The organism is Oceanobacter antarcticus, assembly GCF_044962685.1.
Lineage (GTDB): Bacteria > Pseudomonadota > Gammaproteobacteria > Pseudomonadales > Oceanobacteraceae > Oceanobacter > Oceanobacter antarcticus.
Window position 1 is genome coordinate 100,763 of sequence record NZ_JBBKTX010000010.1, and the last position, 24,501, is coordinate 125,263.

Sequence of the window (24,501 nt, forward strand, 5' to 3'; positions counted from 1 at the left end):
CATGGCTAACAAAGATGCAGAACATCTGTTAGATAAGCAGGGAAAGCAGGCAAAACCGTGGAAGCTGCCCTTCTGGACGGAAGACGTCGACTTTCAGGTGAGGAAACCGGAGTCCTCTGTTCAATCCGGTGCGTTGGCGTTGGCGGCGAAAAAAAGTCCGCCACCTGCTGCGAAGCCCTCCAGAGACACCACCACGTCAACGCACGCAACCGACGCGGTTCAGACCACAATCGATGCAGCGGAATTGAGCTTTCCGACTGCCGAAGAACTTGAAAATATTCGTCGGCAGGCCTACAACGAGGGCCTCGAACAAGGTCTGGTTGAAGGCCGTCAGCAGGGTGAAAAAAAAGGCTACGACGACGGTTTGGCACGTGGTCAGCAAGAGGGTCTGCAACAAGGCCAAGCCGAGGGCAAACCCATCGGCTTTAACGAAGGCAAGGCCGAAGCGCTGGCGGCCGGGCAGCAGCAGATAACCGATCTGAACAAGCGCCTGACGACCCTGAACGAGCTGGCCTGTGCGCGTATTCTGGAGCGGGATAGCGAACTGCCGGAGGTGATTACCGGGCTGGTGGTGATGGCTTGCGAACAGGTATTGCGCTGCGAGCTGACTCATGGTGCCCGTGCCATTTACCAATATGTCCAGTCTGCCTTGGCGCAGTTACCCGACGGCGAAGAGACCAGTGCGCGGATTTATATCGCCGCCGAGGATGCCGCGCACCTGGAAGGTGAATTGGCCGAGTTTGGCGAGCAGCTGAATGTCAGTATCGATCGTCAGTTGTCAGCCGGAGAATGTGTGATTAAAACCACCGATAGTCGCGCAGACTATCGGGTGTACGACCATCTGCAGCAGTTACTGGAAGAACTGGCACCGTTGCTTTATCAGCAGATGCCGGATGACGAACAGCGTGCGGTTGATCTGGAGCAGACGCTTGATACCTGGCAGCCAGCGGTAAATCCTGTTGAACCAGAGCCAGAGCCAGAGCCAGAGCCAGAGCCAGAGCCAGAGCCAGAGCCAGAGCCAGAGCCAGAGCCAGAGCCAGAGCCAGAGCCAGAGCCAGAGCCAGAGCCAGAGCCAGAGCCAGAGCCAGAATCCATTTCTGCAATACCAGCGGAAGACGCCGATGAAACTCTCTGACGCCTGGGCGCAACTACCGGCGGTTAAAACCACCTATCACCCCAGAGTGACCGGAAGATTGGTACGCATGGTCGGGCTAACTCTGGAAGCCGTAGGCCTGAATGTACGTATTGGTGATCGCTGCGCGGTAGAACGCACCAGTCACGCGGATCGGACGGATCAAATAGAAGCCGAAGTGGTCGGTTTTGACGATCAGCGCGTCTTCCTGATGCCAATCGAACAGGTGGATGGGCTCAAGCCCGGTGCCAGGGTCTGGGCATTGAATGGCAGCGCGGATGTACCGGTTGGCTACGGCCTGCTGAGTCGGGTTCTGGATGGAACCGGACGACCATTAGATGGTAAAGGGCCGTTGCTGCAACCGCAGCAAGGGCATTTGCAGGGCCAGCCAATTAACCCGCTACAGCGTGATCCGATCCGAACCCCCATCGATGTGGGTATCCGGGCCATTAACAGCATGCTGACAGTAGGGCGTGGTCAACGTATCGGTTTGTTTGCTGGCAGTGGTGTGGGTAAAAGCATGCTATTGGGCATGATGACCCGCTTTACCACCGCCGATATTGTGGTGGTGGGGCTGATTGGCGAACGCGGCCGCGAAGTGAAGGAATTTATTGACGACATTCTGGGCGAAGAAGGTATGGAACGAGCGGTGGTGATTGCTTCCCCGGCTGACGATTCTCCGCTGATGCGACTGCGAGCAGCCCAGTATTGTACGGCGGTGGCGGAATTCTACCGCGACCAGGGTGAGCAGGTATTACTGCTGATGGACTCGCTCACCCGTTATGCCCAGGCCCAGCGTGAAATTGCACTGGCGGTGGGGGAGCCGCCAGCGACCAAGGGCTATCCACCGTCGGTGTTTAACAAGCTGCCGAAGCTGGTCGAACGTACCGGTAACGGCATTGCGGGTGGCGGCTCGATTACGGCGTTTTATACCGTGTTGAGTGAAGGCGACGATATGCAGGATCCGATTGCGGATGCCAGCCGGGCCATTCTCGATGGCCATATCGTCTTGTCCCGACGCTTGGCCGAAGAAGGTCATTACCCGGCTATCGATGTTGAGGCGTCCGTCAGCCGGGTGATGCCCCATATTGTCCCACCACACTGGCTACAGCGCGCTCAGCTGGTCAAGCAGCTGGTGTCTCACTACCGCCAGAATCAGGATCTTATCAGTGTGGGTGCTTATCAGAAGGGCAGCGACCCGATGCTGGATATGGCGATAGAGCGCTTGCCCGCGATCAAGAATATGTTGCGTCAGCGACTGGATGCAGGTGCCAGTCTGGCTGACAGCGAAGCGCAACTGACAGCTCTGATTCCGGCGTTAGCTGCCGGGTAGCACCCCGTATAGCCTCGACGTAACTATGACGGCCCTCAAACAGGAAGGTAACCATGCCCGATGCTCGCCGTTTTCATCCCCGTGCTCGCCGTTTGCTACCGATATGGCAACAGGCTCAGCGTGCAGAACAGCAGGCGCTGGCAGCCTGGGGACGGTTGCAGCAACAGCAGTTACAGGAGTTGCAGCAACAGCAACAGCTCGAAGGCTACGCGGGTGATTACCGGCAGCAGCTTGCGGCTCCCGGTGCAGCCGCACTCTCCGGTGCCAATGTGCAGAATCTGCTTGGCTTCCTGAGTCAGGTGGAGCAGGCGGCCAATCGGCAGGCCGAACAGCTGGCGCAGCTGGATGACAGAATCCGTCGCGCGCGCGATTTTTATCTGGGCTTAAAAGCGAAGTCAGATAGCTTGGCCCGGTTGATGGATAAGCTGGATCAGGAGTTCCACAGTCAGGCAGCCCAGGCAGAACAGCGTCAGGCCGATGAATGGAGTACGCGCCAGGCATGTCAGCCAGTACGCCGTTAGGGCTTGCTTGCAATAGCCGGGAGTACTGATCGTCATCTGTCACTTCCCGACCTCCGCCAGACTCTGGCAAAACAGCAGCCTACGCCGGGTCATCAAAAAAAAACCTCCAGTTTCTAGCGGCTCGCTGTGAGCCGTCTAATCTTAGCATCAGGTTATCTACTTTAAGGATGCAGCATGAGCCAGTCAGTCACCATTGATTGTGGTGCCAGACTCAGCATTGAGCGAGTCGAGGCGTTGCACCAGGAAATGGAAATTGCGGTGCGTGATGCCTGCGATATCGAGCTTCATGCCGCTGATGTGCAGTATTGCGACAGCGCTGGGCTGCAGTTACTGGTGGCGTTGATGGATGTCGTCTCCGGCTCTGGTCATCACGTTTGTTGGGCCAGTGTTTCCCCGGCCGTCATCGATACCTGCGCAATTTTGGGCTTGAGCCAAGCCTTGCAGCTGGAAAACGAGATGTCCGGGGCCTGAACAGAATTTTTAATCCTTTACCCGGTTCGGGTAAATCGACCGGTCTATGCAACCGGTCAATCAAGAAGCACATGGGAGTCCAGTTATGGCGAGTATTTTAGCGGTCGACGATTCTGCATCGATGCGCCAGATGGTGTCTTTTACATTGAAAGGCGCGGGGTATCAGGTCAAGGAAGCCAGTGATGGGGTGGAGGCGTTGGCGGAAGCCCGGCGTGGCAAATACGACCTTGTCCTGTCTGACGTCAATATGCCAAACATGAATGGCATCGAGTTGGTTAAAGAATTACGCCAACTGTCCGATTACAGGTTTACACCGGTGCTGATGCTGACGACGGAATCCGCTGGTGACATCAAAATACAGGGTAAACAAGCAGGGGCAACCGGCTGGATCGTCAAGCCGTTTAATCCGGAGCAACTGTTAAGCACCATCAAACGCGTATTGGGGTAAAGCCATGAGCATCGATCTGTCCCAGTTTCATCAAGTGTTCTTCGAAGAGAGTTTCGAAGGTCTTGATATCATGGAGAGCGAACTACTGGATCTGTCGCCCGACAGCGTCGATGCGGAAACGGTCAACACTATTTTTCGGGCGGCTCACAGCATCAAGGGAGGAGCCGGTACGTTTGGCTTTATGTCGGTATCGGAATTTACCCATGTAGTGGAAACCCTGCTGGACGAAATTCGCTCTGGCAAGCGAGCGTTGATACAGACTCATGTCGATCTGTTTTTACAATCGGTGGATTGTTTGCGGGCAATCTTGACCAGCCTGAAAGACAAGGAGGCACCGGAGCCTGGTCGGTCTGCAGAGTTAAAAACCGAATTTGAAGCGATCCTGGCTGCTCAGCCGGATCAGGTCGTTGAGACTGAGGTTAAGGATGATGACGTCGTCACTCCAGACGGACACGGCGTTGCCGGGGTCTCGGGTTGGCGTGTTCATTTTGTGCCTGCCAGAGATATGCTGCAAACCGGCAATGAGCCGTTCCGGATGTTCCGCGAACTTGCCGCTCTGGTGCCTGAGGGTCAGTTCACGGTGGTGGCGGATAGCCAAGCGATTCCTGAATTTACCGCTATGAATCCTGAGCTGTGTTATCTCCGTTGGACTCTGACGCTGGCTGGTGCCGTGGCCAGGGAGGATATCGAAACGGTCTTTGAGTGGGTCGCGGATGACTGTCAGATTGACTATCAGCCATTGGCTGAATGCGCTTTGACTGATGATACTGTTGAGGTTGAGCATTCTGATGGTGTTCAGGACTCTCCTCCGAATTTGTCCCCGAACGGTATCCAGGCCGATACCCATCACAACAGTCGTCATAACGAAGCCACAGGGACGGCAACGGCTGTTACCGTAACGGATATGGCGACCACTGCCGATCTAACGGTGGTTAGTAACGCTGTTGCAGCAGCTGTTACGCTACCGACCGGGGCAGCAGACAAGCCTGCTCCAGTGAAAGCGACCAAAACCTCAAAAACCGCCAAAAGCACCGACCAGTCATCGATTAGGGTGTCGATCGACAAGGTCGACAGCCTGATCAATATGGTCGGGGAACTGGTCATTACCCAATCGATGCTGGGCCAGTTGGGGCAGGACTTTGATATGAACCGACTGGCGCGCTTGCAGGAAGGGTTGTCGCAGCTGGAACAGAACACCCGTGAGTTGCAGGAAAGTGTGATGAAAATCCGCATGATGCCGATCAGCTTTGTCTTCAGTCGTTTTCCGCGACTGGTACGTGATCTGGGTAACCAGTTAGGCAAAAAGGTCAATCTGGTGATGCTGGGAGAAAACACCGAGCTAGATAAAACCGTGATGGAAAAAATTGGTGATCCACTGGTACATCTGGTGCGCAATTCCCTCGATCATGGTCTCGAAGTGACGGCCAAGCGCCTCGAAGCGGGTAAAAACGAAGGTGGCACCATCACCCTTAATGCCTTTCATCAGGGTGGCAATATCGTCATTGAAGTACGTGATGACGGTGCAGGCCTCGATGAAGACCGAATTCTGCAGAAAGCCAAAGAACGTGGTCTGGTGGCTGCCAATGCGGAACTGACCGCAGAAGAGATTCACCAACTTATTTTCCTGCCCGGCTTTTCTACTGCCGATATCGTCAGTGATATCTCCGGTCGTGGTGTGGGTATGGACGTGGTGCGCCGCAATATCAACGAACTCAATGGCACCATCGACGTGAAGTCGCAGCAAGGCAAAGGCTCTACTTTTGTGATTCGGCTACCGCTGACACTGGCGATTCTGGACGGTCAGCTGGTGGAAGTCTGCAAACAGACTTACATCTTCCCGCTGGTGTCGATTGTGGAATCCATTCAGCTGCAAAAGCAGACACTCAACAATATTACCGGCAGTCAGCCAGTGATGAAGCTGCGTGACGAATACATACCGATTATCTGTCTCGATCAGGTGTTCAACTTGCGCCCTCCGGGCGAGTACCCCGACGAGGCCATGCTGGTGGTGGTGGAAGGCGACAACGAGAAAATCGGCATTGTCGTTGACGATTTGCTCGGCCAGCAGCAAGTGGTGATCAAGAGTCTGGAACAGAACTATCAGAAAGTCGGCGGCGTCTCCGGTGCCACGATTCTGGGTGATGGCACAGTGGCGCTGATTATCGATATATCCGGTGTCGGCAAAAAAATGGATGGCCGGACAAGTACGTCCGGTGCAGAAGCAGCAGCGTAGGTAAAGACGATGACAGCAACCGAAACGGTCGTGACGGAAAGCGCCTCGCAGGGTGAACAGCAGTACCTGACGTTCATTATGGCAGGGGAAGAATATGGTGTAGATATCCTTGCCGTACAGGAAATTCGCGGCTGGGAAGAATCCACCGTCATTCCGAATTCGCCCGGTTACATCAAGGGCGTGATCAATTTGCGCGGCACTATTGTGCCGATTATGGATTTGCGCGTGCGTTTCGGATTGCCAACGGTGGAATACAGCCCAGTCACCGTGGTGATCATCCTGAAAGTGGATAACCCGAGTGAGCGCGTGATGGGCATTGTGGTCGACGCGGTCTCCGATGTGTACACCATTGCCCAATGCGATACCCGCAAAGCGCCTGAGTTGAGCGAAGACGGCAACTCGGTCTTTCTGCAAGGTCTGGTCAATGTCAATGACAAAATGGTGATTTTGCTGGACGTGGAGTCCTTGCTTTGTGTGCCTGGACCATTGGTCACTCACCTCTAACCACAACCTGTTTCACGTACTGCTGGAAGGACAGAAATTATGAGCTTTCTGAAGAAGATGTTTGCACCGGAAGTCGACACGGCTCAACTCGAAAAAATCCGCGAGCTGGAAGCCAAGGTTGAGGCACTCGACAAGAGTCAGGCGGTGATCGAATTTAATATGGATGGCACCATCATTACCGCCAACGATAACTTCCTTGGTGCCATGGGCTATCGGCTGGATGAAATCCAGGGCAGTCATCATCGCTTGTTTGTTGAGCCTGCATTGGCTGAAAGTGCGGAGTACCGCCACTTTTGGGATGCCCTGAATCGCGGCCAATTCCAGCAGGCCGAATATTTGCGGATTGGTAAAAACGGCAGGGAAGTCTGGATTCAGGCGTCCTATAACCCGATCGTGGATAAAGAGGGCAAGCCCTATAAAGTGGTCAAGTACGCAACGGACATCACTGCCCAGAAGATGCAAGCCAAAGAAAACGAATACAACTCCAACATCGCCAATGCCCTGAAGGTGTGTCAGGCGGGGGTGATGCTGGCGGACAATGATCTCAACATTGTGTATCTCAATGACGAAGTAACCACTATGTTACGTTACCGGGAAGAAGCGCTGAAGAAAGGGTTGCCCAACTTCAGAATTGACACCTTGCTCGGCAGTAATGTGGATGTTTTCCATAAAAATCCGGCCCATCAGCGTGGCATGCTGGGGAATCTGAACGAACCGCTGCGCACCAGTTTTGAGGTAAACGGGCTGACCATGGCCTTGATTGCATCGCCGTGGGTTGATGCCTCCGGGCAGCGGCTGGGTACCATTGTCGAATGGCAAGACCGTACGGAAGAAGTGCGAGCCGAAAAGGAAATCGATGCCATTGTCGATGCCGCCTCCAATGGCGACCTGTCGCGTCGTATTCAAACCGCTGGCAAACAGGGGTTTCAGCTGAAACTGGCAGAAGGGCTGAACCGTTTGCTGACCATCTCTGACAGTGTGGTGAGCGATACTATACGGGTGTTTGATGCCCTGGCGCACGGCAATCTGACCCGGCGTATCGATGATGATTATCAAGGCTCGTTTGACAAGCTCAAGCAGGATGCCAACGCCACGGTTGAACGCCTGACCGACATTATTACCGGCATTCGTGAATCGGCGTCGACGGTATCGACCGGTGCCAGCGAAATCGCCCAGGGCAACGCCGATCTCAGTCGCCGCACGGAATCCCAAGCTTCCAGCCTGGAGGAAACCGCATCCAGCATGGAAGAAATGACCAGTGCGGTGAAACAAACCAGTGAAAACTCGGTACACGCCAACGAACTGGCTTCGACCGCCAAGCAAAAGGCCATGGCTGGGGGCCAGGTGGTCAGCAAGGCCGTCACTGCAATGGATGAGATTAACAGCGCCAGCAAGAAGATTGCTGACATCATCGGGGTGATCGACGAGATTGCCTTCCAGACCAACCTGTTGGCCTTGAATGCCGCTGTTGAAGCTGCACGGGCTGGCGAGCAAGGGCGTGGTTTTGCCGTGGTGGCGGGAGAGGTTCGTAATCTGGCGCAACGGTCGGCTGGTGCCGCCAAAGAAATCAAGGATCTGATTCGTGACAGTGTCGACAAGGTGGATGCCGGTACGTCTCTGGTGAACGAATCCGGTCGCACGCTGAATGACATTATTGAAGCGGTGGATCGGGTGTCAGAAATGATCCGCGAAATCAGCACTGCGGCACGGGAGCAGTCATCCGGTATCGAACAGGTCAACAGTGCGGTGTCCCAAATGGACGAAATGACCCAGCAAAACGCCGCCCTGGTGGAAGAAGCTTCCGCTGCTGGCGAAGCCATGGCGGAGCAGGCCCGTTCGATGATGGAGATGATGGAGTTTTTTACCCTCAGTACCGCCACACCAATGAACCATGCCGCACTCCGGGCACCCGCTGTGACACCGGCACGGGCCAGACCGGCGGCCCCGGTAAAAGCAATGGCAGCGAAGGCGTTGCCAGTGAGTGACGACGATTGGGCGGAGTTCTGACCCATGGTGAATGCGGCAATAGCAGGCGTTTCTCGTTCGGCCAATGGTAACGAACCCGAATTTGATATGACCGACCGGGATTTTAATACCATTGCTGAACTGGCGGGTCGCCATACCGGGATCGTACTGGGGCCGCACAAACGCACTATGGTCTATGGCCGTATTGCCCGGCGTATCCGGGCGACGGGGTTGGTCAGCTTTCAGCGTTACCTTGCTTATCTGGAGCAGCACCCAGATCAGGAGCTGTCCCATTTTATCAATGCAATCACGACCAATCTGACCTCGTTTTTTCGTGAGCCACACCATTTTCATTTTCTCGATCAGCAGCTGTTGCCTCGGCTGAAGCTACAGAACAGCGCCAGCAAGCGGCTGAGAATCTGGTCAGCAGGTTGCTCGATAGGCCAGGAAGCCTACACCATCGCGATCAGTGTTTTACGCGCCGGGTTTCCAAAAGACTGGGACATCCGCATTCTGGCGACGGATCTGGATTCCAATGTGTTGGCAACCGGCGAGCAGGGAATCTATCCGCTTGATCATATCGAGTCGCTCGACGTGGAGGTAAAACGCAACCATTTTCGTCCGACCCCGGATGGCCGTTCGGTACAGATCAATGCCGACTTGCGCAACATGGTGCACTTCAAGCGTTTGAACCTGCTGGAACCATGGCCGATGAATGGGCCGTTTGATCTGATTTTTTGCCGCAACGTGGTGATTTATTTTAACAAGGACTCACAACGGATGCTGTTTGACCATTTCGCGGATTACCTGGCCGCTGACGGCCATTTATGTATCGGCCATTCCGAAAACCTGGCGGGTGTCAGCGAGCGTTTTCAGCCACTGGGTCAAACCGTCTACCGGAAAATCAGATGAGAGTTTTTGCTGAACAGCCAGTCCAGCCTCCTGTCAGTCAGGGTTTTGAACACGTCAACCGTTACTGGGACGATGTGCACAAAGTCTGGACGGCAAAAATACTGCCCGGTGAATTTTATGTATCGACCACGGGTGAAATGGTGGTCACCGTACTGGGTTCCTGTATTTCTGCCTGTGTGCGGGACAAGGTCAGAGGCATCGGTGGCATGAACCATTTTATGTTGCCGGAACAAACGGAATATTCCTCGGACGTCTGGGGTGGAAATCCGGGAACCTCGGCATCGCGGTATGGCAATTGGGCGATGGAGTTTCTGATTAACGAGATTCTCAAACGTGGCGGCCGCAAGGAAAATATGGAAATCAAGTTGTTTGGCGGTGGCCAGATAATTGCGTCAATGACTGATATTGGCCAGCGTAATATCCTTTTTGCCTATAACTATCTTGCCAATGAAGGGTTTACCGTATCGGCAGCAGATGTGGGCGACGTGTTTGCCCGCAAGGTGCTGTATTTTCCGGACACGGGGGCGGTCAAGGTGCGCCGCATCCGCGATATGAAGAACAACACCTTGCTGGATCGGGAAACCCGATACCGCAAGGAAGTGGAGCAGACGGCCAGCTCACCAATCGGCGGTGGGATTGACCTGTTCTGAGCGCACGATTCACGTGCCCTGTTGCATTTTTCACCTTTTCTCTGGAGCTGAGGCATGGCTGATGTTCGTGTGCTGGTTGTTGATGATTCAGCACTGATACGCAAAATGCTGACCCAGATCCTGTCGGAAGCAAAGGGCATAGAGGTCGTAGGGACGGCACACGATCCGCTGATTGCCCGTGACAAGATCAAGCAACTCAACCCGGATGTGCTGACTCTGGATGTGGAAATGCCACGCATGAACGGCCTGCAGTTTCTCCGTAATCTGATGCGATTACGGCCCATGCCGGTCATTATGGTGTCGACATTAACGGCGGTCGGTGCCCCAGTCACGCTGGAGGCACTGGAGATTGGCGCGCTCGATTACTTGGCCAAACCGCAACTCGGCAACGAGCAGCATTTTCAGCTGTTTGCCCGCCAGCTGGTGGAAAAGGTACGCATGGCCGCGACAGCACGGGTACAGCCGCTGCAGAAGTTTCATGCGTTACGTTTTGCTCCGAAGGTCAAACCGGCAGCGGCAGCGGCAGCGGCTTATCGGCGCTGGATTGTGCTGGGTGCTTCCACCGGCGGTACTGAGGCGATCAAGACGTTGCTCAGCCAGGTGTCGGCGCAATGTCCGCCGATGCTGATCACCCAACATATTCCCGAAGTGTTCAGTGCTTCATTTGCCCAGCGACTGAATACCATACTGGAGCCTGAAGTGCTGGAAGCCAGCAATGGTCTGGAGGTTTGTGCTGGTCGGGTTATTATTGCCCATGGTTCACATCATTTGACGTTTCGTCGCGATGGAACCGCCATTCGTTGCATACTGTCTGACAGCGCCCCCGTCAATCGTCATCGGCCTTCAGTGGATGTAATGTTTGATGCAATCACGGCGGTTAAACCCGCGCAGGAACTGGTGGCGGTGATGTTGACCGGCATGGGGTGCGATGGGGCCAGTGCGATAAAGCGGCTGCACCAGTCTGGTACTCGCACCGTGGTGCAGGATGAAACCTCATCGGTGGTGTGGGGGATGCCAGGAGCCGTCGTTGACATTGGTGCAGCAGATCATGTCTTGCCACTGGACAAAATTGCTACTTGTATGCTGGATCTGGCTAAATAAAAAGTAGCGAGGAGCCGTGCAAATCCGTTAGCGTATGCTAAATATTGAGTATGTATACCCGCCCTGCAGTCCGTGCAATCACGGTCAGGGTGAGACAAACCGTTTGGGAGCGACAGCTCTCATCATTGAATAAGGTGATAGATAAATGTCTGTAGAAACCGCAGTGTCTGATGATGCCAAGCAACTGACGATCAAGGTATCTGGCCGTTTTGACTTCAGTGCGCATCAAGCGTTCCGGGATGCCTATGAAGCCCAGCAGCCAGCGGCGCTTCGTTACGTGATTGATCTGGCAGAAACCTCCTATCTCGATAGCTCTGCTTTAGGGATGTTATTGCTGTTACGGGATCACGCCGGTGGTGATGGTGCCGATATCAGCATCACGAATTGCAATCAGGATGTGAAAAAAATCCTGACCATTTCCAATTTTGAGCAATTGTTCAGTATCCAATGAGGCGACCGAAATGCCGCCAATCCGGATATTGATTGCGGACGACAATCAGGTCGATCGCAAGATTCTGATGCGTATTCTCCAGAATCAGGGGCATGAAATTCTGGACGCAGAAAACGGCCAGGAGGCCGTCGCTCTCTATAAAGCGGAGTCTCCCGATATCGTGTTGCTGGATGTCATCATGCCAGTGATGGACGGCAAGGAAGCAGCACGACTGATCAAGGATCATGCCGGTGAAGATCTGGTTCCGGTCATTTTTCTGACTTCCATGACGGACGCTTATGGCTTGGCGGAGTGCCTGGAAAGCGGCGGTGACGATTTTCTTAATAAACCCTATAACCCGGTTGTATTGCAGGCCAAGGTGCGATCGTTTTACCGTATGCGGGAGATGCATCAGACCCTGCAGCAACAGCGCGATACCATTGTCAGCCATAACGAACACCTGATGCATGAGCAAGAAGCTGCCAAAGCGGTGTTTGATAACGTGGCGCATCTGGGGTGTTTGTCGGCCAATAATATTCGTTATCTGATATCACCACTGGCTGTCTTTAACGGTGATGTACTGCTGGCAGCACGACAACCCAGTGGGGCTATGAATCTGTTGTTGGGAGACTTTACCGGTCATGGATTACCCGCTGCCATTGGTGCGTTGCCACTGGCCGAGATTTTCTACGGCATGACCGCCAAAGGCTTTGGAGTGCGCGATATCATTCGCGAAATCAACCGCAAGATGAACTCGATTTTACCCATTGGTTTTTTCTGCTGCGCGGCGATGGTCGAACTGAACTTTGAGCGTCTGTCGGCGAGTGTCTGGATGGGCGGTATCCCGGATTGTTATTTGTACCGGATGGCCGATGCCTCGCTGCAAACCTTGCGTTCCGAGCACTTGCCGCTGGGAGTATTAAGTGATTCCCGGTTTGTCGATTCGTTGCAAGAATTCACGCTGGAGCTGGGCGATCGCTTGTTGTTATGGTCCGACGGTATTCTTGAAGCACGCAATCCGGCAGGTGATATGTTTGGCCAGCACCGGCTGCAGGCGGCCATTGAATCAGCGGCCGATGCGAATACGATTTTCCCGACGATCAAGTCCGCGTTGGCCGGGTTTCAGAAAAACAGCGAGCGTGATGACGATATTACCTTGCTGGAAGTGCGGATGACGTTGCCGGAAACACTCGAAGATGATCCGAAATCCTTCGCGCTGGCGTCGGCTGCAGGGCCGATGGACTGGTCCTTCAGCTATGAGCTGGGCCCGTCCAGCCTGAGTCACTTTAATCCTCTGCCGCTGGTGATGCATATTATGATGGAGGTACCGGGCCTGCGGATGATGAGCGGCCAGTTATACACTGTCATGGCAGAACTGTTTGGTAATGCGCTGGAGCATGGGGTGCTGGGGCTGGATTCAGCCCTGAAACGCTCCCCGGAGGGTTTTATGGCCTATTATCAGCAGCGTCAGGAACGTATCGAACGCTTGCAAGAGGGTTGGATTCGGGTCGTGATGCACCACGAAGGTAATGGCGCATGCGGACAGCTACGGGTTCGATTTGTTGATAGTGGTGATGGCTTTGACTATCTGGCGTTGCAGCAACGCGCTGCAGTGAATACCCACGTGATTGAAAAACATCAATATTCTGGCCGGGGTATTCCTCTGGTTCACCAGATATGCGAGTCTGTTACCTACTTTGGTAAAGGAAATGAGGTGGAGGCCGTTATTCACTGGCCCCAGCTGAGTGAGGGATAACCGATGAAATTGCAGGACCATTTTGATAGCGAGTCATTAGACATACTGCGCGACGTGATGGACGACGAGTTCGACGATCTGATCACCTTGTTTGTTAATGATTCCGAAAGTCGACTACCGAAAATGAATGCGGCCTGGGTGCAGCAGGATGTCGCCGGGTTGGGTAATTTGTCTCACAGCTTCAAGGGAGCCAGCGGCAATGTCTGCGCCGCTGCCTTGTCGCACTGCAACAAGGAACTGGAAGATTTTCTGCGAGACAAGGAAGCGGACGATGTGGACTGGACGGAGGCGCGTCAGTTACTGGCTGCCATCAATCAGGAATTTGCTGCTGTCAAGGAGTGTATCCAGCGTCATTTTCACTAGCAGACTGTCGGGCTTCTTCACAGCCCAGTCCGGCGTTATTCGTCGCTTATTTAGCCCGCTAAACCGTGCTCCTCATCCCTTGTTCTGAAACCAACTGGCCTTCAGCAGACCCGGTTTAATCATTGAGAACGCCTGCTGGCCGGTCATGGCCTGGGGCAAGGATACTGGTGTCGGATCAGGGTGTTGTCCGCCGAGGTAAAATCCCCTTATTTTTTAGTTGGCGTGTTAATTGCTGAATCGATAGCAGACGTTCCGTTGTGAACTATCTTCGGAGAGATGCATGAGCCTGACACCCACTGGGTCCGAATTTTTATTACCAAAACCTGCAGCCAAGACGGCTGTTGGCCTATCTACCAGCCTGCCAACGGTTGATGGTGGTCGGTTTGCCGGATTAATCAACCGATCGTCAGCGACCACTGATCATGGTTTGAGCGAACAATCGAGCCTACAGACGTTGCCGTTAACCGGTGAGATTTTGCCGTCTGAGGCATTAAACAGCGCTGAGGTATTGAGGCAAATTCGTGCGGCAGGTGAGCTGTCTGGATTCGCGCTGGCGCAGCCTGGGTTGGCAGAATGGCAAGACGCAACCGTATTCACCGATGGCAGCGAGCTGGAAGGCACTGTTAATGAGGATGAAACCAACCTGCTCCTGTTTCCGGATCTGGGCATGTTGCCGTTGTATCCAGGCGTTACTGCGTCAGAGCCTACAATTCGCTCCTGGTCTGGCCAGTCTGGATCTGCCATTGCGTCAGCCCTGCCTCCAGCTGCCATGGCGACCTCAGTGGATGCTTCTGGAATCGCTGGTTCGGATCTGGATAGTTCGGAGTTGGCCAAGACCCGTGTAATGGCGGTGAATGCCGGTGCCAGCAACGATATCGACCTGGCTGATGTCATGGGGGCAGAGGTTGCCAATGATACGCTGGCAGCCGCAGCAGAAAAGCCAACCTTGTCCGCTGCTCTGAGCAGTTCGCAAGCACCGTCTTCCTTGGCCGGAGCGATGGCTGGCTGGGCGACGGATGCCATGAGCAGCTCAGTGGATTCAGGCTCTGGGGAAGCATTGGATATAGGCCTGTCCGCCGATCAGACGTTGCTGGAGGGTGATCGTAGCAGTCCGGAGGCGTTGGAGTTTGGCAGTGATCGCCAGCGTTGGGGTGGGGCGTTGGGCGGACGCTTGTTAACCATGATCGCGGCAGATATTCAGGAAGCCCGCATACACCTCGATCCGCCAGAGCTGGGGGCGCTGGAAATCAAGATGACGGTAGATGCCGATGATCAGGCCCGAGTGTCTGTACAGGTGCAAAATTCTCAGGTGAAAGAGGTGTTGGAATCCCAGGCACAGCGGTTAAGAGAGGCGTTGGCCGAACAGGGCCTGACGCTGGCTGGCTTTGACGTGTCGGAACAGTCCTCAGGTCAGGGATTTTCCGGACGGGATGATGCGGAGGCTGCAAACACGCTGGCGTCAGATCTTTTGGATGATGACGATAACTTGACGGCTGATATGGCCGAGCCTCACGCCAATCTTGAAACGGATGGACTGCATTTGCTCAGTACCTACGCCTGACTTGATCGCTTGCTCCTGTTACGGGGCATGATCAGCTGCTCTTTTCCTTCCGGCCAGTGTTCACTGGCCATTCCCAATGTTGATGCTCTCTGGCCTGTACTCCCTGTCTCTGGTGTGTTCTGGCAGCGCGACTGCTGTTGGCCGCTGGCAAGCAGGTGACCTGATAGCAACTACACTGGTAATGAGTGTTTTGCTTGCTGCGCGCAGCAACTGAAAGACTTCGACTGTGATTACGTGCCGATTTTTTGACGAAAATGGCTGGCACAGCAATTGCTGAATCCTATAAAGAGCAACCTTGTGGTGCTGTGCCGGAGCGACCCGAACGATGGTGTCTGTCCACAGTTACCCACCGACCCAACGGAGCCAGTTATGGCAACAGAGCAGGATCTGAAAATTGATGAAGGTGCAGAGGCCAAGCCCAAAAGCAAACTGAAGCTCATTCTTTTTATTGTGCTGGCTTTGCTGTTACTTGGTGGGGGTGGTGCAGCGGCGTATTGGTTTTTGTTGGCCGGAACGGATGCTGCCATGATTGAAGGTGAAGCGGTTGTCGAGGAAGAAGTGGTGGAAGAACCGCCAGTTCCGGCGCAGTACATCATGCTCAAGCCCGAGTTTGTGGTGAGTTATCAGGTGGGGCCGAGGCAGCGCTTTCTGCAGGTCAGTATCGAAGTGATGAGCCGTAAACAAACCGCGATTGATGCGTTAACCCTGAACGAACCTATGGTTCGTAACGAAATATTGCGGGTTCTGGGTGAGCAGGAATTTGCTCAACTCCGGACGGATGAAGGCCGTAAAGCCTTGCAAGCCAATCTTCACGAGCGCGTATCCCAACTATTAAAACGTGAAGCCTTTATCGAGCCGGATGATATCGAGGCTGTGCTCTTCACCAACTTTGTCATGCAATAGGTATTCAGCGTGCAGGATTTATTGTCCCAGGACGAAATTGATGCCTTGCTTCACGGTGTGGATGACGGCGCGGTTGAGCCGGACGACCCCGGTGATGGCAATGGTGTTCGCAACTACGATCTGACCAGCAACGACCGCATTGTGCGTGGCCGTATGCCGACGCTGGAGATGATCAACGAACGTTTCGCCCGTTACACCCGTATCAGTATGTTCAACTTTCTGCGACGCAGTGCGGATGTCTCATCGGGCGGTGTGCAGATCATGAAATTTGGTGAGTACGTACACACCCTGTATGTGCCTACCAGCCTCAACCTGGTGAAGATGCGCCCACTGCGTGGTACGGCGTTGTTTATTCTGGATGCCAAACTGGTGTTCAAACTGGTGGATAATTTTTTTGGTGGTGACGGCCGCCACGCCAAGATTGAAGGGCGCGAATTTACCCCGACAGAAATCCGGGTTGTACAGCTGGTTCTGAGCCAGGTGTTTAACGACATGATGGAGGCTTGGTCGCCAGTCTTAAAAGTCGACTACGAATACGTTGGCTCCGAGGTGAACCCGGCCATGGCCAATATTGTCAGCCCCAGCGAAGTGGTGGTGGTCAGCACCTTCCATATCGAGCTGGATGGCGGTGGCGGCGATTTACACCTGACGATTCCCTACTCAATGATTGAACCCATTCGGGAAATTCTGGACGCCGGTGTACAGAGTGACATCGACGATGTGGATGAGCGCTGGATGCAGTCGTTACGTGAAGACATTCTCGAAGCCACCGTGCCATTACACGGCACTCTGGCAGAACGGCGGATCAGTTTGCGCGAAGTGGCAGCCTTCAAGGCTGGCGACATTATTCCGATCGAAATGCCCGAGCAGTTTATCTTGCAAGCCAATGGCGTACCGGTGCTGCGCGGTCGTATGGGGATCTCCGGAGAGAACCTGGCGGTCAAGATAACGGAACAAATCAAACCCAAACGGCGCTAGCCGAACGATCCATGGTAGCTCCATGGTAACTATCGATGGTAACGACCCATGGTCGTGATTGTGAGCCGACAGGAAGTACAACATGAGTGATGACAACGAAGAGCTCGACCCCCAGGCACTGGCCGATCAGGTGGCTGCCGGAATCGATGCCGCCGGACAGAATGATCAGGCGCTGGCCGATGAATGGGCGGCGGCGATGGAAGAATCTGGCGATGTGCCGGAGGACGAAGTCCAGGCGGTGGAGCTGGAAGAGCTGAAGGACGAAAGCAAGCGGGTAGTCGCCAACCCGGATGGCCCGGAGCTGGATGTGATTCTGGATATTCCGGTACGTATTTCCATGGAAGTAGGCAGTACTCAGATTCCTATTCGTAACCTGCTGCAACTGAATCAGGGTTCGGTGGTGGAGCTTGATCGTCTCGCCGGTGAGCCGCTGGACGTGCTGGTTAATGGCACCCTGATCGCCCATGGCGAGGTGGTGATGGTGAACGATAAATTTGGTATCCGCCTGACGGATGTGGTGAGCCAGAGTGAACGTATCCAACGCTTGCGCTAGACGGCCAATGTGGGCCAACGGTAAAAAACACTCCGGTGGTGTACTGAAGCACTTGTGTGCATTGACGCTGTTACTGGCAGCGGGATGCATGCTGCCACTGTCTGCATTGGCCTCTGATGCCGCCAGTAGCACTGCTGGTGATAGTGTCGAAAACAGTGACAGCAGCACCGGTATTAGGTTGAATCCAAACACCGATAATCGGTTAGAAATCACTCGTCCCCAGACACTGGACACCGGTAGCAGTCCCATGGCATCGGCAGGCAAGGTGGCCTTGTTTCTGGTGCTGGTGTTGGGATTGATTGTGTTATTGGCCTGGCTGGCGCAGCAAGTGAGACTGCGGAGCAATTGGGGTGGGCCAGCCCATGCAGGGCGTGGGCCGATGATTCGTACACTGGCGACCCAGTCGGTGGGTATCAAGGAAAAAATTGCAGTGGTTCAGGTCGGTGACAAACAACTGGTGCTGGGTATTACCGCGCGGCAAATAAGCCTGCTGACTGAGCTGGATACGCCGTTGGAGTCGCCGCCGGCAGCTGTGCCTGCCGCTGCCCCGATGGGATTTGCCGAGTTATTAAAAAAGGCGGCCAGAGTATGACGAACGGATATATCAGGTGGCTGACGTTGAAGCCGCTGGTCGCCGGATTGATATTGTTACTCGGCGCCAGTCAGGTACTGGCAGCGGACGGGGCGAGCGGCGGGTTACAGGCATTGAGTGGTATGGGCATTCCGGCACTGGTGTATCAGGCCAACGAGAGTGGCGGCGAGTACACGGTAACGATTCAGATTCTGGCCATCATGACGCTGTTGTCGGTGCTGCCGTCACTGCTGATTATGATGACCTCGTTCACCCGTATTGTGGTCGTCATGGCGATTTTGCGGCAGGCCATTGGCTTGCAGCAAACGCCATCCAATCAGGTCATGTTAGGGTTGTCGCTGTTCCTGACCCTGTTTGTGATGATGCCGGTCTTGCAGGTTATCAACGTGCAGGCGCTGCAGCCTTACCTGAGTGAAAAGATTACCTCGGTACAGGCGCTTGAACGGGCGGTGATACCGATCCATGAATTTATGTTGGGGCAAACCCGCGAAAATGATCTGGATCTGTTTGTACGTATCAGCGGCCGGGATGATATTGCCAGCCCGGCGGATACCCCGATTCATATATTGATTCCGGCGTTTATTACCAGCGAGTTGAAAACTGCGTTCCAGATCGGTTTTCTGATTTTTATTCCCTTTCTGATTATTGACCTGGTGGTTGCCAGTATTTTGATGGCAATGGGGATGATGATGCTGTCGCCGGTGATTATTTCGCTGCCTTTTAAAATCATGTTGTTTGTGCTGATTGATGGCTGGGCGCTGATTATGGGGACGCTGGCCAATTCGTTTGGCACGGTTTAGCCATATGGCCATGTGCCAGAACACGGAGATCAACCATGACCCCCAATGATATCGGCGATATTTTTACCAGCGCCATGTACATCGTACTGATTGTCGTCGTCGCGATTATTGTGCCCAGTCTTATTATTGGCCTGATAGTCAGTACCTTTCAGGCGGCTACCCAGATTAACGAACAGACGCTCAGCTTTTTGCCACGGCTGGTAGTGACGTTGTTGGCAATTATTGGCCTGGGTCCCTGGGCGGTGGGGATGGTGATTGATTACACCCGTGAGATTTATATGAATATTCCCTTCCTGATAGGCTAGGGGGCGTTCTCAATTATTTGCCACGGCCTGTCAGGAGGAAAGATTCCGCCAGGCAAGGTTGGACGCCGAGAAATGACGCGTCTTTTTCAAGTCCGACAACACTGCATGGCGGGATATTGACCCTGACCCAACTGGCTCTCATCAGGCTCGGTTTAATCATTGAGACCCCCCTGGGAGCGCATCTGCAAATGACCGCGTTCCTGCGTTATCCGCTTTTTCTATATTCCTTCGGTGGTATGCCCAGCCAGCTTTTGAATGCCCGTGTAAAGGCTGCCGGGTCGGAGAATCCCAGTCGCTGGGATATCTGGCTGATGGTGAGTTCTGGCTGGTTCAGTAGCTGAATGGCGAGGTCTTGTCTGACCTTGTCCTTGAGTGCCTGGAAGGACGTTTTTTCCTGAGTGAGCTTGCGTCGCAGTGTGCGGCTGGTGACGTGTAATTCCGTCGCAGCGGTCTCCATGCTGGCCTGACTCAGGGTATGTTGTGTGTGCAGGCAATGGGTCAGGTAGTTGGTGACCTTACGGGTGTAATGGGGGAAGAAGTTGGGCCGTGTTACCCATACCAGTGGAGCGTTTTCGAGGTGGTTACGCAGGGTATCTTCGGTTTGTACCAGCGGTTCGTTGAGTAATTGGCGGTCGAAGACCAGGGCAATGCGGGGTTGGTCGAAAGTGACCTCTGCTGGAAATATCAGCCGGTATTCGCGGCCGTGGGCTGGTCGTGGGTAGCTGACCTGCACCCGGATTAACGGAATAAACCGGCCGATCAACCAGCCCGGAAAGCGGTGCCACAACAGCAGAAAAAACTCGGTAAATAAGTGGTCGGTATCCAGCTGCGGGTGTGTCAGGGTCATTTCAAACCAGGCTTCGTTGCCTTCTTCTCTTAGTGTGAGCTGGAACTCTTCGGTAAACAGATCGTAAAACCGGCTGATATGGCGGTAGACACCGCGCAGGTTACGGGCATTGACGGCCTGTTTGGCCATCAAGGCAAAGGTGCCGTGTTTTCCAGGAGTGCGTGTCTGGCCGAGAAATTCATCATTGGCGCAACGCCAATAACCCAGCAACAGGGCAGCGAATTGTTCCGATGTCATGCGGGGCCCTCGTGTTGCCACCACCAGAGTCGGGTCGAGTCCAGCGTCGGCCAACAACTTTTGGTCGTCCAGACCATGGCGGCGCGCGGCGGCGGCAATGGTGCGGGCGTAGTGCATGGAAATCGAACTGCGTTCAAACGTCATGGTGGCGTCACAGAAAGAGGGCCATAGTAGTTATTCGGCACAGAGCATAACCCTGATGTCCGATAATGTTAAGAATTCGGCTGGCGCGGCAATGGGCGACATTGGCCAATATGAGGGTTAATAGCGTCATCATCAGCCACCGTTATGCGGTTGGCGCGTTCATCGTGAAACTCGGGAGAATAACAATGAAAGAAGTCGTAGTTGTCAGTGGCGTTCGCGCTGCAATCGGTACGTATGGTGGCAGTCTTAAAGATACCGCAGTCTGTGATATGGCGGCCGCGATGGTGGCAGAAGCCATCAAGCGCGCCGGTATCAGTGGCGATGAGGTTGATCAGGTGGTGTTTGGTAACGTGATTCATTCCGAACCGCGTGATATGTACGTGGCGCGAGTTGCCGCAGTGAATGGTGGTGTGCGTGAATCCGCTCCGGCACTGACGCTGAACCGCTTGTGTGGCAGCGGCTTGCAGGCGGTGATTACGGCAGCGCAGCAGGTGCAATTGGGGCTGGCAGAAACCGTGATTGCCGGTGGTGCAGAATCGATGAGCCGTGCTCCCTATCATTTGCCAACGGCCCGCTTTGGTCAACGTATGGGTGACGGTGCCATGATTGATCCGATGGTGTCGGCACTGACGTGTCCATTTAATTATATTCATATGGGTATAACGGCAGAAAACGTCGCAGAAAAATACTCGGTTTCCCGTGCTGATCAGGATGCTTATGCCGCCCAGGGTCATCAGCGTGCCCAGAATGCGATTGAAAACGGTTATTTCGAAAGCCAGATTCTGCCAATCGAGCTCAAGTCGCGTAAAGGCACGGTAGAGTTTAAACAGGACGAACACGTGCGTATGGATTGCAGCGTGGCGGATATGGAAAAGCTGCGCCCGGCGTTCAAGAAAGACGGCACGGTCACCGCTGGTAATGCTTCGGGGTTGAACGATGGCGCTGCCGCACTGGTCTTGATGGAACGTGAAGCGGCCGAAAAACGTGGCCTGCCGGTACTGGGGCGTTTGGTGGACTATGCCGTTCATGGTGTGGATCCGAAAATCATGGGCATTGGCCCGGTGCCAGTCATCCGGCAGATTCTGGAACGTCAGGGTCTGAACGCCAACGATATTGATGTGTATGAGGTGAACGAGGCCTTTGCGGCGCAAGCGCTGGCGGTAGCACGTGAATTGAAGCTGCCACAGGAGCGTTTGAACCCGAATGGCAGTGGTATCGCACTGGGGCATCCGATTGGTGCCACGGGAGCCATTATTACTGTTAAAGCCCTGTACGAATTGGAACGTATCGGCGGCAAGTATGCCATGGTGAGTTTGTGTATTGGTGGCGGTCAGGGGATTGCGGCATTGTTTGCCCGCGACTGACCGAAGCGATTATCTTTGAACGCGATATCTTGTCGCTGCGCCGTCGGGCAGGGGCAAGAATGTCATCTTGATGTATGACGATCAGGTGAAATTTGTTCAAAAGCGGTGTTGTCTCAATATTCTCTGACAATATCGACGTCACACTTCACAACGATTCGGCTTTCGGGGTTAACGTCGCTGTTAATCTTTTCCCTGCAGCCTTCACAGTAAAGGAGCTCACTATGTACGCTGGACAATCGGTTACGCTGAAAATGGCCGACTCGGGAATCGCCGAGTTGATTCTGGATGCCAATGGGGCTTCCGTTAATGTATTGAATGCTCATCTGCAGGATGAGCTGGGACAGGCCCTGGCGGCGCTGGGTACTCGTGCTGATGTGCGTGGGTTGTTGATTTACAGCGCCAAACCAGCTTTTGTGCTGGGTGCGGATATTACCGAGTTTACCGAACTGTTCGGAATGCAGGCCGCCGATATTTCCCGTTGGGCTGGCAAGGTGCATGGCTTGTTCAACACCATTGAAAAATTGCCTTACCCCACCGTTGCCGCTGTGAATGGTATGGCGCTGGGAGGTGGTCTGGAGCTGTCGCTGGCAGCCGATTTTCGTGTTGCCGACAAGGCTGCCAAACTCGGATTACCAGAGGTCACATTAGGTATTTGCCCTGGCTGGGGCGGCACCGTGCGTTTGAGCCGCCTGGTTGGTGCCGAAGCGGCATTGGGCTGGATGTTGTCAGGCAAACCGGTGAAGGCCGCCCAGGCATTGACGCAAGGGGGGCTGGATGCGGCGGTTGAAGCCGATCAGCTGCTCGACACGGCACGCACGTTATTAAAAGAAGCCATGGCAGGTGAGCGTGACTACCTTGCTAACCGTCTCCGCAAGCAGGCCGCACTCGACAATAACGCGGCCACTGCGGCGGCGATGGAAAGCCTGAAGCAAACGTTGGGCAAGGGCCTGGACGTCCGTTATCCGGCGGCTCCGGCGATTCTGGCCACCGTCACCAGCGCCATGACCGAAGATTTTCACAAGGCGCTGGCAATGGAAGCCAAAACCTTTGGTGAGCTGGCCAGTGGTGTTGAAGCAAAAAACCTCGTTGGCCTGTTCCTGAATGACCAATACCTCAAGCGCGAAACCAAGCGCTGGGCCAAACAGGCACATCCGGTTGCCAAGGCCGCTGTTCTCGGTGCCGGTATCATGGGCGGCGGTATCGGTTATCAGGCGGCGCTGAACGGCACTCCGATGCTGATGAAAGACATTAACCAGGAAGCACTGGATCTGGGCATGAGCCATGCTGGCAGTATTCTGGATCGCAGTATCAGCAAAGGACGCATGACCGAAGCCGGCAAAGAAAAAGTCCTCTCCGGTATTCACCCGACTTTGACGTATGAAGGCTTTACTGAAGTTGATTACGTGGTCGAGGCAGTGGTTGAGCGGCTGGATGTCAAACGCTCAGTATTGGCTGAGGTTGAACACAAGGTGCCCGACAGCGCCATTGTGGCAACCAACACCTCGACTATTTCTATCGATTTGCTGGCTGAGCATTTGCAGCGCCCGGATAAATTCTGCGGCATGCACTTCTTTAATCCGGTACACGCGATGCAGCTGGTGGAAGTTATTCGTGGCAGCCAGACCAGCGACGAAACCGTGGCTACCACAGTGGCCTTTGCGGCGGCGATGGGTAAAACCCCGATAGTGGTGAACGACTGTCCGGGCTTTCTGGTTAATCGTGTGCTGTTTCCGTACTTCAACGGCTTTAACCGGCTGGTGATGGACGGGGTGGATTTTGAGCGCATCGACCAGGTGATGGAACAATTTGGCTGGCCCATGGGGCCGGCGTATCTGGCCGATGTGATTGGCCTCGATACCATGGTTCACGCCGACAAGGTGCTGGAGGATGGCTTCCCTGAACGTATGGGTCATGACGATCGCCCAATCATCGAAAGTCTGCTGGAACAAGATGCATTGGGGCAGAAAAACGGCGTCGGCTTTTACGAATACGGCACTGATGAACACGGCAAGCGCTACAAACGTCGCTCTGAAAAAGTGGCCGCCATTCTGGAACAACGGGTGACTCGCAGTACTGAAATCACCGACGCCGAGATCGTTGAGCGGATGATGATTCCCATGTGTCTGGAAACCGCACGCTGCCTGGAAGAACACATCGTGGCCTCTGCCACTGAAGCCGATATGGGCCTGATTCTGGGTCTGGGCTTCCCGCGTTTCCGGGGCGGCGCGTTGCGTTATATCGACAATTTGGGCGCTAACCTGTTTGCCGCCCAGGCCGATGCCCATGCGGAATGTGGCCCACTGTATTGTCTGACCGATGACATGCGAGCCATGGCCGAAAGCGGCAAGACCTTTTACTGAGCAACTTTACTCTTTATTTATCAAGACCACTGCCGCTC

The 24,501-nt window shown here is 54.4% G+C and carries 24 protein-coding genes; 23 read left to right on the forward strand and 1 reads right to left on the reverse strand.

Features of this window, described 5'->3' with window-relative positions; translation table 11 throughout:
• Position 1 precedes the first annotated feature (1 nt).
• The 21 genes from WG929_RS09775 to fliQ all read left to right on the forward strand — a co-directional run bounded on the left by WG929_RS09775 (position 2) and on the right by fliQ (position 19,511).
• A complete protein-coding gene (locus tag WG929_RS09775; protein WP_416205884.1) occupies positions 2-1,135 on the forward strand; it encodes a FliH/SctL family protein in 1,134 nt (377 codons plus the stop codon).
• Positions 1,122-2,465 (forward strand): flagellar protein export ATPase FliI, encoded by a 1,344-nt coding sequence (fliI, locus tag WG929_RS09780; RefSeq protein ID WP_416205885.1) that lies wholly within the window; start codon positions 1,122-1,124, stop codon positions 2,463-2,465. The genes WG929_RS09775 and fliI overlap by 14 nt, the downstream gene beginning before the upstream one ends.
• Positions 2,466-2,518: 53 nt before the next feature.
• Complete coding sequence (locus tag WG929_RS09785; protein ID WP_416205886.1) at positions 2,519-2,986, forward strand: flagellar export protein FliJ; 468 nt, start codon at positions 2,519-2,521, stop codon at positions 2,984-2,986.
• A gap of 174 nt (positions 2,987-3,160) precedes the next feature.
• On the forward strand, positions 3,161-3,457 hold the full coding sequence (locus tag WG929_RS09790) for an STAS domain-containing protein (protein ID WP_416205887.1): 297 nt from the start codon (positions 3,161-3,163) through the stop codon (positions 3,455-3,457).
• Positions 3,458-3,542: 85 nt separating this feature from the next.
• On the forward strand, positions 3,543-3,905 hold the full coding sequence (locus WG929_RS09795) for a response regulator (RefSeq protein ID WP_416205888.1): 363 nt from the start codon (positions 3,543-3,545) through the stop codon (positions 3,903-3,905).
• A 4-nt stretch (positions 3,906-3,909) separates the two neighbouring features.
• Positions 3,910-6,138, forward strand: a complete 2,229-nt coding sequence (locus WG929_RS09800; protein WP_416205889.1) for a chemotaxis protein CheA — start codon at positions 3,910-3,912, stop codon at positions 6,136-6,138.
• Between the two features lie 9 nt (positions 6,139-6,147).
• On the forward strand, positions 6,148-6,642 hold the full coding sequence (locus WG929_RS09805; protein ID WP_416205890.1) for a chemotaxis protein CheW: 495 nt from the start codon (positions 6,148-6,150) through the stop codon (positions 6,640-6,642).
• A 39-nt stretch (positions 6,643-6,681) separates the two neighbouring features.
• A complete protein-coding gene (locus WG929_RS09810) occupies positions 6,682-8,649 on the forward strand; it encodes a methyl-accepting chemotaxis protein (RefSeq protein ID WP_416205891.1) in 1,968 nt (655 codons plus the stop codon).
• 3 nt (positions 8,650-8,652) lie between these two features.
• Positions 8,653-9,519, forward strand: coding sequence for a CheR family methyltransferase (locus WG929_RS09815; protein ID WP_416205892.1), 867 nt, complete (start codon positions 8,653-8,655; stop codon positions 9,517-9,519).
• Positions 9,516-10,169 carry a chemoreceptor glutamine deamidase CheD gene (gene cheD, locus WG929_RS09820; protein ID WP_416205893.1) on the forward strand — a complete coding sequence of 218 codons (654 nt, stop codon included), beginning with the start codon at positions 9,516-9,518 and terminating at the stop codon, positions 10,167-10,169. The genes WG929_RS09815 and cheD overlap by 4 nt, the downstream gene beginning before the upstream one ends.
• Positions 10,170-10,223: 54 nt before the next feature.
• Entirely contained in the window at positions 10,224-11,270 is a 1,047-nt protein-coding gene (locus tag WG929_RS09825) for a protein-glutamate methylesterase/protein-glutamine glutaminase (RefSeq protein WP_416205894.1), read from the forward strand.
• Positions 11,271-11,415: 145 nt separating this feature from the next.
• On the forward strand, positions 11,416-11,721 hold the full coding sequence (locus WG929_RS09830) for an STAS domain-containing protein (protein WP_369857300.1): 306 nt from the start codon (positions 11,416-11,418) through the stop codon (positions 11,719-11,721).
• A gap of 10 nt (positions 11,722-11,731) precedes the next feature.
• Entirely contained in the window at positions 11,732-13,456 is a 1,725-nt protein-coding gene (locus WG929_RS09835) for an ATP-binding SpoIIE family protein phosphatase (RefSeq protein ID WP_416205895.1), read from the forward strand.
• Positions 13,457-13,459: 3 nt separating this feature from the next.
• Entirely contained in the window at positions 13,460-13,819 is a 360-nt protein-coding gene (locus tag WG929_RS09840) for an Hpt domain-containing protein (protein ID WP_369857302.1), read from the forward strand.
• A 280-nt stretch (positions 13,820-14,099) separates the two neighbouring features.
• Positions 14,100-15,380 (forward strand): flagellar hook-length control protein FliK, encoded by a 1,281-nt coding sequence (locus tag WG929_RS09845; RefSeq protein WP_416205896.1) that lies wholly within the window; start codon positions 14,100-14,102, stop codon positions 15,378-15,380.
• Between the two features lie 369 nt (positions 15,381-15,749).
• Complete coding sequence (locus tag WG929_RS09850) at positions 15,750-16,283, forward strand: flagellar basal body-associated FliL family protein (RefSeq protein WP_416205897.1); 534 nt, start codon at positions 15,750-15,752, stop codon at positions 16,281-16,283.
• Between the two features lie 9 nt (positions 16,284-16,292).
• On the forward strand, positions 16,293-17,261 hold the full coding sequence (fliM, locus tag WG929_RS09855) for a flagellar motor switch protein FliM (protein WP_416205898.1): 969 nt from the start codon (positions 16,293-16,295) through the stop codon (positions 17,259-17,261).
• An 82-nt stretch (positions 17,262-17,343) separates the two neighbouring features.
• Positions 17,344-17,814, forward strand: coding sequence for a flagellar motor switch protein FliN (gene fliN, locus WG929_RS09860; protein WP_416205899.1), 471 nt, complete (start codon positions 17,344-17,346; stop codon positions 17,812-17,814).
• On the forward strand, positions 17,789-18,406 hold the full coding sequence (gene fliO, locus WG929_RS09865) for a flagellar biosynthetic protein FliO (protein ID WP_416205900.1): 618 nt from the start codon (positions 17,789-17,791) through the stop codon (positions 18,404-18,406). Before fliN ends, fliO begins: the two co-directional genes overlap by 26 nt.
• Before the next feature lie 122 nt (positions 18,407-18,528).
• The gene (gene fliP / locus WG929_RS09870) at positions 18,529-19,206 is read left to right on the forward strand and encodes a flagellar type III secretion system pore protein FliP (RefSeq protein WP_416205932.1); all 678 of its coding nucleotides are present in this window, start codon (positions 18,529-18,531) and stop codon (positions 19,204-19,206) included.
• Between the two features lie 35 nt (positions 19,207-19,241).
• Positions 19,242-19,511 (forward strand): flagellar biosynthesis protein FliQ, encoded by a 270-nt coding sequence (gene fliQ, locus WG929_RS09875; protein WP_416205901.1) that lies wholly within the window; start codon positions 19,242-19,244, stop codon positions 19,509-19,511.
• Positions 19,512-19,716: 205 nt separating this feature from the next.
• Here fliQ and WG929_RS09880 read toward each other — a convergent pair whose 3' ends face one another.
• Positions 19,717-20,739 carry an AraC family transcriptional regulator gene (locus tag WG929_RS09880; protein WP_416205902.1) on the reverse strand — a complete coding sequence of 341 codons (1,023 nt, stop codon included), beginning with the start codon at positions 20,737-20,739 and terminating at the stop codon, positions 19,717-19,719.
• A 185-nt stretch (positions 20,740-20,924) separates the two neighbouring features.
• Here WG929_RS09880 and bktB point away from each other — a divergent pair, with 185 nt between their 5' ends.
• On the forward strand, positions 20,925-22,103 hold the full coding sequence (bktB, locus tag WG929_RS09885; protein WP_369857310.1) for a beta-ketothiolase BktB: 1,179 nt from the start codon (positions 20,925-20,927) through the stop codon (positions 22,101-22,103).
• 221 nt (positions 22,104-22,324) lie between these two features.
• Positions 22,325-24,463: a fatty acid oxidation complex subunit alpha FadB gene (gene fadB / locus WG929_RS09890; RefSeq protein ID WP_416205903.1), complete on the forward strand. Its 2,139-nt coding sequence runs from the start codon at positions 22,325-22,327 to the stop codon at positions 24,461-24,463.
• The last annotated feature ends 38 nt before the right edge of the window (positions 24,464-24,501 follow it).

Coding starts and splice junctions, on each gene's coding strand:
- WG929_RS09775 (WP_416205884.1), top strand. CDS start 2: ATGGCTAACAAAGATGCAGAACATCTGTTAGATAAGCAGGGAAAGCAG.
- fliI (WP_416205885.1), top strand. CDS start 1,122: ATGAAACTCTCTGACGCCTGGGCGCAACTACCGGCGGTTAAAACCACC.
- WG929_RS09785 (WP_416205886.1), top strand. CDS start 2,519: ATGCCCGATGCTCGCCGTTTTCATCCCCGTGCTCGCCGTTTGCTACCG.
- WG929_RS09790 (WP_416205887.1), top strand. CDS start 3,161: ATGAGCCAGTCAGTCACCATTGATTGTGGTGCCAGACTCAGCATTGAG.
- WG929_RS09795 (WP_416205888.1), top strand. CDS start 3,543: ATGGCGAGTATTTTAGCGGTCGACGATTCTGCATCGATGCGCCAGATG.
- WG929_RS09800 (WP_416205889.1), top strand. CDS start 3,910: ATGAGCATCGATCTGTCCCAGTTTCATCAAGTGTTCTTCGAAGAGAGT.
- WG929_RS09805 (WP_416205890.1), top strand. CDS start 6,148: ATGACAGCAACCGAAACGGTCGTGACGGAAAGCGCCTCGCAGGGTGAA.
- WG929_RS09810 (WP_416205891.1), top strand. CDS start 6,682: ATGAGCTTTCTGAAGAAGATGTTTGCACCGGAAGTCGACACGGCTCAA.
- WG929_RS09815 (WP_416205892.1), top strand. CDS start 8,653: ATGGTGAATGCGGCAATAGCAGGCGTTTCTCGTTCGGCCAATGGTAAC.
- cheD (WP_416205893.1), top strand. CDS start 9,516: ATGAGAGTTTTTGCTGAACAGCCAGTCCAGCCTCCTGTCAGTCAGGGT.
- WG929_RS09825 (WP_416205894.1), top strand. CDS start 10,224: ATGGCTGATGTTCGTGTGCTGGTTGTTGATGATTCAGCACTGATACGC.
- WG929_RS09830 (WP_369857300.1), top strand. CDS start 11,416: ATGTCTGTAGAAACCGCAGTGTCTGATGATGCCAAGCAACTGACGATC.
- WG929_RS09835 (WP_416205895.1), top strand. CDS start 11,732: ATGCCGCCAATCCGGATATTGATTGCGGACGACAATCAGGTCGATCGC.
- WG929_RS09840 (WP_369857302.1), top strand. CDS start 13,460: ATGAAATTGCAGGACCATTTTGATAGCGAGTCATTAGACATACTGCGC.
- WG929_RS09845 (WP_416205896.1), top strand. CDS start 14,100: ATGAGCCTGACACCCACTGGGTCCGAATTTTTATTACCAAAACCTGCA.
- WG929_RS09850 (WP_416205897.1), top strand. CDS start 15,750: ATGGCAACAGAGCAGGATCTGAAAATTGATGAAGGTGCAGAGGCCAAG.
- fliN (WP_416205899.1), top strand. CDS start 17,344: ATGAGTGATGACAACGAAGAGCTCGACCCCCAGGCACTGGCCGATCAG.
- fliP (WP_416205932.1), top strand. CDS start 18,529: ATGGGCATTCCGGCACTGGTGTATCAGGCCAACGAGAGTGGCGGCGAG.
- fliQ (WP_416205901.1), top strand. CDS start 19,242: ATGACCCCCAATGATATCGGCGATATTTTTACCAGCGCCATGTACATC.
- WG929_RS09880 (WP_416205902.1), bottom strand. CDS start 20,739: ATGACGTTTGAACGCAGTTCGATTTCCATGCACTACGCCCGCACCATT.
- bktB (WP_369857310.1), top strand. CDS start 20,925: ATGAAAGAAGTCGTAGTTGTCAGTGGCGTTCGCGCTGCAATCGGTACG.
- fadB (WP_416205903.1), top strand. CDS start 22,325: ATGTACGCTGGACAATCGGTTACGCTGAAAATGGCCGACTCGGGAATC.